Below are 12,511 nucleotides of genomic sequence, written 5' to 3' on the forward strand. Positions count from 1 at the left end.
GGCAGGTGGCAGGTGCTGGGCGACGACTGGCTCGTCGGCGAGGGCACCGCGAGCTCGCTGCACGAGACGGCGCCCCCGACCGAACATATCTCCGAGGCGTGGGCGACGCTCGGCGACGACGGCGTGTACGAACTCGCCGTCGGCACCGTCGAATTCGGTGAGGGGACGTCGACTGCACACGTGCAGATCGCGGCCACCCACCTCGGCACCACCCCGTCGCGGGTGCGTCTCGTGCAGTCCGACACCGACCGTACGGGCTTCGACACGGGGGCGTTCGCCAGCGCCGGCCTCTTCGTCGCGGGCAACGCCGTGTCGCGGGCGTCGGAGGCCCTGCGCGACCGCATCCTGGCGTTCGCCGCCGCGCACACCGGGGTCGACGTCGCGTCCTGCTCGATGGACGACGACGGGGTGCTCTGCGACGGCACGCGCGTGCCGCTGACCGAACTCCTCGACGCCGCCCGCCGGCGCGGCATCCGGTTCACCGAGGCGCGCAAGGCGTACGGGTCGCCGCGCAGCGTCGTCTCCAACACCCACGGTTTCCGCATCGCCGTCCACCGCGTGACGGGCGAGATCCGCATCCTCTACAGCGTCCACGCCACGGACGCCGGGGTAATCATCAACCCGGTGCAGGTCCGCGGCCAGATCGAGGGCGGCGTCGCCCAGGGCATCGGATTCGCGCTGACCGAGAACTTTCACGTCGACGACAACGGTGTGATGATCAACCCCAACCTGCGCAACTACCGCATCCCCACCTACGCCGACATTCCCCGTACCGAAGTGCTGCTGGTCGATTCGACGGATTCCGTCGGACCGATGCGTGCGAAGGGAATGGCGGAGTGCTGCATCAACCCGGTGGCGCCCGCGCTGGCCAACGCCCTGGAAAACGCGACGGGCGTGCGTTTTCGCGAGTTGCCGCTCACCCCCGAGCGGATCTACCACCGAATCGGCGAGAACCGATCGGTTCCGACGACCTGAGCCGTGAGGAGAGGGCGATGGACACCGAGAAGCCCACCGAGAAATCCACCGGCAACGCCGCGACGGTCATCATCGGCCAGAAGGTGCGCGCCGGAGCCGAGGAGGCGTTCGAGGCCTGGCAGCAGGACATGAACACCGCCGCGTCCCACTACCCCGGGTTCCTGGGCGCCGAGATCTCCGCGCCCACCGCCGTGCAACCCGACTGGGTCGTGGTCTACCGCTTCGACTCCGTCGCCCACGTGCAGGCCTGGATCAACAGCGCCACCCGGCAGCAGCGGCTGGACGAGGGGCAGCAGTACTTCGACGGCCCCGCCACCCAGCAGGTCATCAGCGGGGGCGCACGCGAGTCGGATCCGCTCGTGACGGTCGTCGTGACGCACCGTGTCGGCCCGGAGCACGTCGACGATTTCCTCGCGTGGCAGGATCGACTGCGATTGGAAGAGAGCAAGTTCGACGGCTTCCGCGGCAGCGAACTCTTCCGGCCCATCGAGGGAATCCAGGACGAGTGGACCGCGCTGTACCGCTACGACAACGCCGCCGACCTCGACAGGTGGCTCACCTCGGCGAAGCGTCAGGAACTTCTCGCCGAGGGGGAGAAGTTCCACGACTTCGAATTGCGCACCATCGACAACTCCTTCGGGAGCTGGTTCGCGTTCGACGAAAACGGCAACGAGGCGCCGCCGCCGTCCGAAACCAAGACGTCGATCGCGGTGTGGGTCGGTCTCTATCCCACCGTCGTGATTCTCACCCTCGCGTTGTCGCCGCTGAAGATGCCGCTGTGGCTCGGTCTGCTCGTCGGAAACCTGCTGTCCAGCTTCATCATGAGCTTCGTGACGATGCCGTACTACGTGAACCGGGTGCTGGGGCGCTGGCTGCGGCCACCCCCGGACGTTCCGGAAGCGACAACGAACCGTCGAGGGCTCGCGATCGTCGCCGGGGTTATGGTGTTCTGGGTCATCGTCTTCTACCTGATGACCCGCCAATTCTGGACCCTGCCCTGAGAAGAAAGAAATGGGTGCCCCATGTCAGCCTCGGAGATCCGCGTGAGCCGAACGATCGATGCGCCCGTCGGCGCGGTCTGGGCGGTCGTCACCGATCTGGACAACGCGGAATCGGTGCTGAGCGGTGTGGAGAAGCTCGAGAGGCTGGACTCGACGAAATACGAAGTCGGCACGCGGTGGCGCGAGACCCGGGTGCTGTTCGGCAAGTCGTCGACCGAGGAAATGTGGGTCACGGAGATCGACCCGGAGAAGCGCACCGTCGTGAAGGCGTCGTCCCACGGCGCGGACTACGCGACGGTGTTCACCTTGGAGCCTGCCGGTGACGGCACCACCCTGACGTTCCACTTCTCAGCGGAAGCAACTGGGCTCGGCGCAGTGTCGAAGTTCATGATGAAAGTGTTCGGCTCCTTCGCGCTGAAGGCCACCACCAAGGCGATCCGGCGCGATCTCGACGACATCGCCGACGCCGCCGAGAAGCGGGCCGGCTGACCGACTGCACCTACCGCCCGCCGAGTGGCACGGGCCCTTGCGCTGCGGGGAGCGCGGGGAGGGCGCCCAACGGCAGCGGCACCAGCGTGGTGGATTGGGGTTCGGCGCGGCCCAGTCCGAACTTGCGCACCTCGGTGCCGCCCGGCCCGGGGCCGCTGACGAGCAGGTCGGCGCCGCTTGTGGTGCTGGTGGTGGCCACCTGGACCCCGCTGCCGGGAGGGCCGCCGGCGAACGGTGCGAACGACGCGATCTGAGTGAACACGACGTCGCCGGAGTGGTGGTTCGGGCTCTCGAGATACATGGCCGGTTCACCGTCGAGGCGTGACCCACTCGACCACACACGAACGGTGCCGTCGCCGCCCAGCATGCCGGTGACGATGCTCTTCGCTCCGCCTTCGGCACCGGCCACCCATCCCGTCGAGAGTGAGACACCGCCGAGGTAGCTCTCGTCGAAGGCCAGGAACTCCGACGTCGTCCGCGGTCCGTCGGTGTGGCCGGCGTGCTCGTCCGCGGTGCCGTCGGCAGTCGCGGCGGCGGTCGGCTCGAACAGGTCGTAGCGGAACGTCTTCACACGAGGCGCTTCTCCCGGCCCTGGGGCGGTGACGATGCTGGCCCGGCCCGAGGCGGCGTCGACCAGGCCGGTCGCGACGGTGACCCCGGACTGCGACCCGGGGTAGGGGGTGAAGCTCGAGAAGACCTCGGGTGCCGTGCCCTTCTCCGTGGGCAGGGTGGACGAGAACACCTTCACCTGCGATTCGGTGCCGGGGCCGGTTCCGGTGATGATGTTGTCGGCCAGTGCGTTTCCGTCGATGTCCGCACCCGCGACGTTCACGCCCCCGCGGAAGCCGTCGTCGAACGGGGCGAACCGGGTCAGCTCGGCGGTGAACGGGCCGGAGCCGACATCGTTGCCGTCGTACGCGACGACCTCCGGCGACACACCCGCACCGGTCCCGGCGACGAGGTCGAGGATCATGTCGCCGTTGACGTCGGCCATCGCCACCGTCGGGGTGCCCTCGAACGACGGGAACGGTGCGACCGCGGCGATCACCTTGTCGCCGTTGCCGTCGTGGACCTGCACGGTCGCGGGGGTGCCCGCCGAACCCGGCACCGCCACCGCGTACGTCGACACCTCGGGGATGACGTTGACGGTGGCCATCAGTCCGTTGTCCTCGTGGTTGAGGCGATGGCAGTGGATCACGAAAGTGCCCGTGTACTCGGTGAATTTCGTGCGCAGCGTCACCGATGCGGGCACGAGCGGGTTCTCGTTCGCGTCGGTGACGGGCGCCGGCACGTTCACGTTGTCCTCACCCCACGGTTGCACCCCGGTCCGGGTGCCCGCGATCGGATCGACGATCTCCATCACCTGGAAGTCGTTGACGTGGATGTGCATCGGATGTTCGTCGTTGTTGAGGTTCGTGATCAACCATTCCTCGACCGAATTGAGGCGCGGCTGGATCAGCGGGATGTTCGGGAACGTGTTGTCGTCGAACTCGTAGGTGAAGGCCTTCGGGTCGCTGTTGCTGGCCTTCTCGTTGCCGAATCCGCCCGAGACCGTGAGGGTGCGCTTCACGTCCGGTGTCATCACCGACGTGTCCACGAACGACGTGTACGCGTCGAGGTTCTGACCGGGCTCGAACGGCGTGGTCCGGCCTTCACCGCTGTCGGGTGTGACGTGGAGGAGGGTCTGGGTGGGGAAGGTGAAGAAGCCGTCGGCGTAACTGATCACCGACGGGTCGACCGTCACCGTGCCCAGCTCGGCCGGCGGATTGTCGGTGCCGTTGTTGGTGTAGAGCACGCCGGGATTGGTGACGGGTTTCGCCCCGTCCAGCGGTGGCATGTCGAGCACCAGATCGCCGGTGTCCGGCATCGTCACGGCGATCGCGTACCGCGACCCCGGCGGGATGACGAGCCGGGTGCCGTCACCACCGACGGGCAACTGCACCTGGGTGAAGGGGTTTCCGTCCTGGCCGACGACGGCGAACTTCGGGTGGTTGCCCGTCGCGGTCTCGGTGAGCCTGAGCGGCATGTAGGCGAAATCGCTGATGTTCGCCAGCGACCAGATCTCCGTCTGGCCCGGCTTCAGTTTCAGCTCCGGCTGGAACTGCCCGTTGACGGTGTACTGCACGTCGCGTTCGTTGTCCGGCAGCGACGGGTCGGCGGGAATGTTCGTCGAATCACTGCTGAAGCTCTGGAGATTGCCCGGCACGAACTGGTTCTGCCCGCGATGATTCGCCGGCGACAGCGGCCCGGAATACCAGTTGGTGACGTACTGGGAGCCCTCCGTAGTTTCCGAGAAGTTCACGGGCGCCAGGCTCGGCTCGTACGTTCCGTCGGCGAGCTGAGTCCCCTCCGGCGGCTTCAATGTGCTCACGAACTGTGGCCAGTTCGGGTCGTTCAGCTGGTGGCCGTTGCCTTTACGGTCGAAGACGAAGTTGTACTGCAACGCCATGTCACGGATGGGAACGTCGTTCTGCGTCACCAGCGGAAGGTTGCCGTCGGGCCTGCCGATCTCGAGCAGTCCCGCGAGCCCCGCATACGTCTGCTGCGCCGTCATCGTGTGACGGTGACTGTGGTACCAGTACAGGCCGTTCGGCATGTCCTTCGGCACCGCGTAGTCGTAGACGTTGCCCATCCCGGCGGGGATGTCGAGCAGCACGTTGTCGGCGTTGCCGTCCGGGCTCACGTGAAGACCGTGGGTGTGCAGGTTCAGCGGCGCCGAGTCGAGGGCCGGGGGATAGATCGGGACCTCCCCGCCCGCCGGCGTGAACGCGGGGTCGTAGAAGTCCTCGATCGTCAGGTTCCGGAGATCGTTGTCGTAGTGGATGATCAGGCGCTCACCCGGATCGACGCGCAACGTCGGTGCCGGGTAGACGTCGTCGCCCGTGGTCGAACCGTCCGAACTCGTGCCCTGCAGAACCTCGTATCCGAAGACCAGGAAGCCCGACACCGGTTCCGAGACGGTGTCGAGGTCGACCGTGCCCTGATGGGCCGACAGTCGAACCTCGAGCACCCCGTTCTCGCTCGACAGCTTCACCGGCTCCTGGTAAGCGACCGGGGTGCCGTCGGGGCCGGCGTTGCCACCGCGCGCAGTGGCCGGCTCGTCGGACGTGCAGGCCGTCAGCATCAACGTCATGGACGCGACCACGGTGACGGCGATGACGACGATCGGCTTCCCGCGACGGACGACCATGGGTGTTCCCCGTTCCACGACGGCAGCTGAGCAGCATCGATCGACGATTCGAAGACTACACAGGGAACTTGGCCGTGCGCTGGGAATTCGCTACCTGCCGAGCGCCTCCTTCCACGACACGACCTTGCCGATACGCAGGATCGAGCGCTGGTAGATCTTCGCGGCCAGCACGCTGAGTGCGGCGGTCACCGCGAGCATCAGAGCGACCGTGACGACCACCTGGACCGGGGACGCCACGCCGGCGGCGATGCGCAGCGGCATCAGGATCGCCGAGAACGGCGGAATCCAGCTGAGGACGTTGCTGAGGGTGCCGTCCGGGTTGCTCACCGAGGAGAAGGCGCTGAAGAACATGATGACGATCAGCACCATCAGCGGTGACGCGGTGGCGTTGACGTCCTCCTGCCGCGACACCATCGACCCGGCCGCGGCGTAGAGGACCGCGAAGAACGCGAATCCGAGCACGAACCAGCCGAGCGTTCCGGCCAGCACCCCGATCGCCGTCCCCGTCACGGTGAGCACGCCCGTCGCGAGCCCGGCCGCGACACCGGCCACACCGTAGGCGGTCAACTGGACGAGACCCACCGCGCCGATGCCGATCACCTTGCCCCAGAGCAGCTGCAGCGGACGGAGGGTCGACAGGAGCAGTTCCACGACGCGGCTCGACTTCTCCTCCACCACACCCATCGCCACGTACATGCCGAACATCATGATCTGCATGTACAGCAGGACGACCACGGCGATGGAGAGGGCCACGCGCTGGCCCTTCTCCGGGTCGGGCGGATCGAGTGCGTCGACGGTGACCACCGCCCGGCCGGTCGCTTCGGCGAGTTGCGCGGGATCCACGCCCTGCGCGGCGAGCGCACCGGACTGAGCCTGCTGCACCACGGCCGCGTCGATCACGGTGCGAAGCCCGGAGCCGATCTCGGATTCGGTGACGGCCGTGACGGATCCGTTGGTGCCGGGAATCAGGGCGACGTCGAGGTCACCGTTCCCCACCTCGTCCCGCGCGGCCTGTTCGTCGGTGGTCGGGACGACGTCGACCGGCGTCCCGACCGCGTCACCGGTGGCGACGAGAGCGGGCGCGAGCGACTGGTCGCCGACGAGTCCGATGGTGGCGCGTTCGTCGTCGCCGCCCGAGAACAGCGAGTACGCGACGATGCCGCCCACGATGGCCAGCAGGATGATCACGTTGCTGATGACGAAGCTCTTCTTCGCCACCTGTGTCAGGAATTCGCGGCGGGCCACGAGGCCGATCGCGCGGGCGGGGCTCAGTGGGGCACTCATGCCGTGACCACCTCTCGGAACAGATCGGTCAGGGTCGGCCGGCGCAGCGAGAATTCGTGCACCGGCCCGGTCTTCAGGGCGGTGTGCAGGATCAGCTGGTCGTCCACGTCAGTGTCGAGCGACAGCAGGGTCCGGCCGTCGAGGTGACTGATCGTGGTGACGCCCTCGAGGTGATGGGCCCAGCCGACCGGCGCCTCCGGAGCGTGGACTTCGAGTTGGGCGTTGCCGCCGCCGCGGAGTTCGTCGACGGTGCCGACGGCACGCATCCGGCCGTGGCTGATGATGCCGACGCGGTGGCACAGGCGCTGGACGAGTTCGAGCTGATGGCTCGAGAAAATCACCGGCACCCCGGTGTTCGCCTTCTCCACCAGCACCTCGCTCATGACGTCCACCGCGACGGGGTCGAGCCCGGAGAAGGGTTCGTCGAGGACCAGCACCGCCGGATCGTGGACGAGCGCGGCGGCCAGCTGGACGCGTTGCTGATTGCCGAGCGAGAGTGCGTCGACGGTGTCGCCGACACGGTCCGCGATGCCGAGGCGTTCGGTCCAGCGGCCGACCGCCTCCCGCGCCGCCGAGCGGGAAATGCCGTGCAGCTCGGCGAGGTATTCGAGTTGCTTGCCCACCTTCATCTTCGGGTACAGCCCGCGTTCCTCCGGCATGTACCCGATGGTGCGCCGCACATCCAGGTCCACCGGCTTGCCGCCGAGCCGGACCTCACCGGAATCGGCGGACAGGACGCCCAGCGCGATGCGCATGGTGGTGGTCTTGCCGGCACCGTTGCTGCCGACGAAACCGAAGATTTCACCGGGGCGGACTTCGAAGGACAGGTCGTCGAGTGCGACGACCTCGCCGTACCGTTTGGAGATGCCGTCGATCGTGAGGGTGTGAGACATGGGTCCTTCCCGTTCTCGAGTGCGGGTGTTCCTACGAAGCGAGGTCGTCGGGGTCGGGATCGGGTTGCGTCCAGCCGAGGATCATGGCGGGCGTGCACCCCCCGACCATCAGCGCGGTGACGACGAGCAGTCCCGCGGCGTACGGCACGTTGCCGTGATCGCCGTCCAGCGCGCCGACGAAGATCAGGTAGAGCGCGGGAACGAGCGTCAGTAGCTGGGTGACCGTGAGTCCGATCGACCGGGCACTGTTGCGCTGCTGGATCTCCCACTCGTCGAGAGCGTCGCGCGGAGCGTCGCCCTGCCGCCCGGACACGATCTGGAGCATCGTCCACAGCGGGAAGAACAGCAGGCACGCGGGCAACCACAGCAGCGGCCCGACGACCATGTCGAAATGGCACACGATGCCGACGGCGGTCATGAACACGAACGTCACCCCGAGAGCGATCACCAGGATTCGTCTGCGGCTGCGCGTCCGCCACCTCGGTAGCCACGTCCGGTACCGGCGTTCGTTCTGGAGGAATCTGCGCGTCCGGAACCCCTGGTACCGCTCGATCAGATTGGTCTCAGGCATGGCTCTCCCCGTTTCCTGTCGTAGACGGCGGTCGGTCGGTGCGGTAGAGCTCGGTGGACAGGGGTCCGAACTCGGTGCGGGAGAAGATGGCCTCCACGGGCAGTTCGAACACCCACGAGATACGGAACGCCAGGTCGAGGCTGGGGTAGTGGTCGCCCCGTTCGAGCGCGCCGACGGTCTGGGGATTGACGTCGATGAGTCCCGCCAGCTGAGCCCGGCTCATCCCGCGTTCGGCGCGAAGGACGCCGATGCGGTTGTAGATGGGGAGGGCGTCCCCCCGCCGTACTGGGCTCATGCAACAAAGTGTTGTGAAAACCCAACAGTTTGTCAATGGGATACAACGGAGTGGGTGTCGCAGACCACCGTCCACCCCCCTCGCCGCCGGCCGCACGCCGACAAGTTGACCTCGGGAAATTGAGTGGCAGAGTGGAGGCGATTCGCGCGGGACGGCAGGAAAGGACAGGATTACTGACGTGACCTACACCATCGCAGAGCCTTGTGTCGACGTTCTGGACAAGGCATGCATCGAAGAATGTCCTGTCGACTGCATTTACGAGGGCGGTCGGATGCTCTACATCCACCCCGACGAATGCGTCGATTGCGGCGCCTGTGAGCCGGTCTGCCCCGTCGAGGCGATCTTCTACGAGGACGACGTCCCGGACCAGTGGGTGGAGTACACCAAGGCGAACGCCGACTTCTTCGACGACCTCGGTTCCCCCGGAGGCGCGGCGAAGCTGGGCAAGGTCGACTACGACCCGCCGTTCGTCAAGGCGTTGCCGCCGATGGCCGAAGGCGACTGACTACTCCTCGGACAGCCGGCCGCCGTCCATCCGCCACCGGCGCGTGCTGCGAGTCGAATCCAGCATCCGCCGGTCGTGGGTGACGAGCAGCAGCGTGCCGTCGAAGTTCTCCATGGCCTGCTCGAGCTGTTCGATCGCGGGGAGGTCCAGGTGGTTGGTGGGCTCGTCGAGCACCAGCAGGTTGACGCCCCGCGCCTGCAGCAGGGCCAGGGCGGCGCGGGTGCGTTCGCCCGGTGACAGCGACGCCGCCGGCCGCAGCACGTGGTGTCCCTTGAGCCCGAACTTCGCGAGCAGTGTCCGCACGTCGGCGTCCGGCCAGTCCGGGACCTGCGCCGCGAACGCGTCGGCCACCTTCTCGCCGCCCTCGAACAGGCCGCGGGCCTGATCGATCTCGCCGATCGCCACACCCGAACCGAGTGACGCGGTGCCCGCGTCCAGGGCGATCTTGCCGAGCAGCACCTTCAGCAGGGTCGTCTTGCCGGACCCGTTGGCGCCGGTGATGAGGATCCGGTCACCCCAGTCCACCTGAGTGGTGACCGGACCGAACGAGAATTCGCGGTCCCCGCCCCATGCGACGGTGGCACCGTTCGCCGTCGCCACGACCGATCCGCTGCGTGGGGCTGCCGCGATCTCCATCCGCAGCTCCCACTCCTTGCGCGGCTCCTCGACCACCTCGAGCCGCTCGATCCGGCGTTGCGTCTGCCGGGCCTTCGCGGCCTGCTTCTCGGTGGACTCGGTGCGCAGGCCCTTGCCGATCTTGTCGTTGTCCTTCGCCTTACGCCGCGCGTTCCGGACGCCGTGCTCCATCCAGTTCCGCTGCATCTGCGCGCGGTCCTCGAGGTCCGAACGGGTCCCCGCGTACTCCTCGTACGCCTCCCGCGCATGCCTGCGCGCGATCTCCCGTTCGGCGAGGTACGAGTCGTAGCTGCCGTCGTAGACCGCGATCTGCTGCTGTACCAGGTCGAGTTCCACGATGCCGGTCACGGTGCGCGCCAGGAATTCTCGATCGTGACTCACCACCACCATCGCAGCCCGGCTCTCGGCGACGAAACGCTCGAGCTGCTCGAGCCCCACGAGGTCGAGGTCGTTGGTCGGCTCGTCGAGCAGCAGCACGTCGTACCGGGACAGCAGCAGCGACGCCAATCCGGCGCGCGCGGCCTGCCCACCGGACAGCGACGTCATGTGCGCGTCGAGCGGCACCCCCAGCCCGAGTTCGCTCACGACCTTCTCCGCGCGCTCGGCGAGATCGGCGCCGCCCAGCGCCAGCCAGCGTTCCAGGGCGGGGGAGTAGAGATCCTCATCCGACTCGCCGAGCGTTTCCGCGGCCGCATTCATGGTGTGCTCGGCCTCGGTGACGCCGGTCCTGCGACCGAGGAAGTCGAGCACCGTCTCGCCGGAGATCCGGTCGGGTTCCTGGGCGAGGTAGCCGACGGCCGCGTCGGGCGGGCTCAGCACGATACTGCCCTCGACGTCCGCCGAGCCGACCCCCGCGAGCGCAGTCAACAGCGTCGACTTGCCGGCACCGTTCGCCCCCACGAGTCCGGTCACGTCGCCCGGGGCGACGGTCAGATCGAGGCCGGAGAAGAGGGTGCGCTCACCGCGCGAAGCCGACAGTCCGCTGATGCGCAGTGTTGCAGTCACCTGGCGATTATCCACTCAGCGCTTGACGAGGCGGAACCAGCGGGGGTCGGCCTTCTTGAGCGGTCCCGGCATGCCGGTCGTGTCCGCGTCGACGTCCGACACGAGTTTCCACTTCTCGAACGTCCGCTCCACGTCGGAGCGGGAGACCCCGCGCGGCAGCGGGCCGCGATGCCCCGGCCCGAACGCGAACATCAGCAGGGTGGCGTGCGGTTCGCTCACGGTCGTGACGTTCTCGGCGTACGCGACCCGGTCGTGGTCGCTGAGCCCGTGGTAGCACCCCACATCCAGGATCAGGTGGTACCCGCGACCGACGGCGTGCTCGAGGTCGGTGGCGTCCGCGTGCATGAAACGCACGTCGACGCCCGCCTTCCGCGCCTTGGACCGTGCCTTGTCGAGGGCCAGCTGGACGGTGTCGATCCCCGTCACCTGCCACCCCCGCCGGGCCATCTCGATGGCATGGTCACCGGTGCCGCATCCGATGTCGAGGACCTCTCCCGGTGGGGCGTCGAAGGGATCGAGCAACGTCTCGATCTGGCTTCCGAACACGCGGCCCGCTTTCACCCAGGGCGTGATCTTGAACCGATAGGCCAATGTGTATCCGAGGCCCATGTCCGCCCCTTCCACCGGGCGCGTCACCACCTGAACGCCGATGCCGTCGGATTACCCGGTCGCACCGAAACGACACGCGAAAGTCCACATCCTGAGACGCGGGAACATCTGGTCCGGGTCCCCGGTTGGACAATCTCATGGGTTTCAACAATGCACAGAGTCCTGTACCTACGGTCACGCTCAACGACGGGAACAGCATTCCTGCCCTCGGCTTCGGCGTGTGGCAGGTGCCGGACGACGAGAGCCACGCCGCGGTCACCGAGGCGCTGAAGGCCGGGTACCGCAGCATCGACACCGCCAAGATCTACGAGAACGAAACCGGAGTGGGCCGCGCGCTCGCGGACTCCGGAATTGCCCGCGACGAGCTGTTCGTCACGACCAAGCTGTGGAACGAGGACCAGGGGTACGACTCCACGCTCCGCGCGTTCGACGCCAGCCTGAACCGCCTCGGGCTCGACTACGTCGACCTCTACCTCATCCACTGGCCGGTGCCGTCCGCGGACCGCTACGTGGACACGTTCAAGGCCTTCCAGAAGATCAAGGCCGACGGGCGTGCGCGGTCGATCGGTGTCTCCAACTTCACCCCCGAGACCCTCGACCGGCTGATCGCCGAGACGGGCGAGGTGCCCGCAATCAACCAGGTCGAGCTGCACCCGCGGTTCAACCAGGCCGACCTGCGCGCCTTCCACACCGGAAAGGGCATCGCGACCGAGGCATGGAGCCCGCTCGGGCAGGGCACCGTCCTCGAGGACGAGTCCATCGCGAAGATCGCTGCAGCGCACGGTAAGACGACCGCACAGGTGATCATTCGCTGGCACCTGCAGATCGGCAACGTGGTCATCCCCAAGTCGGTGACGCCGGAGCGCATCGCCGCCAACTTCAACGTCTTCGACTTCGAGCTGACCCCCGACGAGATCAACACGGTCGGGTCCCTGACCCGGGCCGACGGGCGCATCGGCCCCGACCCGGACACGCTGGGCTCGTAGGCGGCTCCGCCGCCCGTGCGCCTTTCTGGTTGCTGCAGCTACCAAAAAGGCGCACGGGCCCGGAGGGCCTAG

General features: G+C 67.4%; 12 protein-coding genes. 5 read left to right on the top strand and 7 right to left on the bottom strand.

The annotated features are described in order from the left end of the window. The 3 genes from AC1D1G_RS32040 to AC1D1G_RS32050 form a co-directional block, all read left to right on the top strand. Positions 1 to 975, top strand: a 975-nt coding sequence (locus AC1D1G_RS32040) for a xanthine dehydrogenase family protein molybdopterin-binding subunit (protein WP_477955222.1), incomplete at its 5' end; no start/stop codon positions are given. A 17-nt stretch (positions 976 to 992) separates the two neighbouring features. Then, positions 993 to 1,976: an antibiotic biosynthesis monooxygenase gene (locus tag AC1D1G_RS32045; RefSeq protein WP_280778577.1), complete on the top strand. Its 984-nt coding sequence runs from the start codon at positions 993 to 995 to the stop codon at positions 1,974 to 1,976. Positions 1,977 to 1,997: 21 nt separating this feature from the next. Continuing rightward, complete coding sequence (locus tag AC1D1G_RS32050) at positions 1,998 to 2,465, top strand: SRPBCC family protein (RefSeq protein WP_477955223.1); 468 nt, start codon at positions 1,998 to 2,000, stop codon at positions 2,463 to 2,465. 10 nt (positions 2,466 to 2,475) lie between these two features. Here the strand turns inward: AC1D1G_RS32050 and AC1D1G_RS32055 are convergent, their stop codons facing one another. From AC1D1G_RS32055 to AC1D1G_RS32075, 5 genes are all read right to left on the bottom strand, one after another. Continuing rightward, positions 2,476 to 5,655 carry a multicopper oxidase family protein gene (locus AC1D1G_RS32055; protein ID WP_477955225.1) on the bottom strand — a complete coding sequence of 1,060 codons (3,180 nt, stop codon included), beginning with the start codon at positions 5,653 to 5,655 and terminating at the stop codon, positions 2,476 to 2,478. Positions 5,656 to 5,745: 90 nt separating this feature from the next. Continuing rightward, a complete protein-coding gene (locus tag AC1D1G_RS32060) occupies positions 5,746 to 6,939 on the bottom strand; it encodes an ABC transporter permease (RefSeq protein WP_283330762.1) in 1,194 nt (397 codons plus the stop codon). Beyond that, entirely contained in the window at positions 6,936 to 7,832 is an 897-nt protein-coding gene (locus AC1D1G_RS32065) for an ABC transporter ATP-binding protein (RefSeq protein WP_283330763.1), read from the bottom strand. The genes AC1D1G_RS32060 and AC1D1G_RS32065 overlap by 4 nt, the downstream gene beginning before the upstream one ends. A 31-nt stretch (positions 7,833 to 7,863) precedes the next feature. Further along, positions 7,864 to 8,403 carry a hypothetical protein gene (locus tag AC1D1G_RS32070; protein ID WP_283330764.1) on the bottom strand — a complete coding sequence of 180 codons (540 nt, stop codon included), beginning with the start codon at positions 8,401 to 8,403 and terminating at the stop codon, positions 7,864 to 7,866. Next, positions 8,396 to 8,698: a helix-turn-helix transcriptional regulator gene (locus AC1D1G_RS32075; protein WP_280778572.1), complete on the bottom strand. Its 303-nt coding sequence runs from the start codon at positions 8,696 to 8,698 to the stop codon at positions 8,396 to 8,398. Before AC1D1G_RS32075 ends, AC1D1G_RS32070 begins: the two co-directional genes overlap by 8 nt. A gap of 178 nt (positions 8,699 to 8,876) precedes the next feature. Here AC1D1G_RS32075 and fdxA point away from each other — a divergent pair, with 178 nt between their 5' ends. Then, the gene (fdxA, locus tag AC1D1G_RS32080) at positions 8,877 to 9,203 is read left to right on the top strand and encodes a ferredoxin (protein WP_005244047.1); all 327 of its coding nucleotides are present in this window, start codon (positions 8,877 to 8,879) and stop codon (positions 9,201 to 9,203) included. On the opposite strand, the gene AC1D1G_RS32085 is transcribed toward fdxA, so the two are convergent. Continuing rightward, the gene (locus AC1D1G_RS32085) at positions 9,204 to 10,844 is read right to left on the bottom strand and encodes an ABC-F family ATP-binding cassette domain-containing protein (protein ID WP_477955227.1); all 1,641 of its coding nucleotides are present in this window, start codon (positions 10,842 to 10,844) and stop codon (positions 9,204 to 9,206) included. A gap of 15 nt (positions 10,845 to 10,859) precedes the next feature. Further along, complete coding sequence (locus tag AC1D1G_RS32090; protein WP_005260540.1) at positions 10,860 to 11,453, bottom strand: class I SAM-dependent methyltransferase; 594 nt, start codon at positions 11,451 to 11,453, stop codon at positions 10,860 to 10,862. 137 nt (positions 11,454 to 11,590) lie between these two features. Between AC1D1G_RS32090 and AC1D1G_RS32095 the strand changes: the two genes are divergently transcribed. After that, the gene (locus tag AC1D1G_RS32095; protein ID WP_477955230.1) at positions 11,591 to 12,439 is read left to right on the top strand and encodes an aldo/keto reductase; all 849 of its coding nucleotides are present in this window, start codon (positions 11,591 to 11,593) and stop codon (positions 12,437 to 12,439) included. The last annotated feature ends 72 nt before the right edge of the window (positions 12,440 to 12,511 follow it).

It is taken from the genome of Rhodococcus sp. P3_B8, assembly GCF_056402775.1.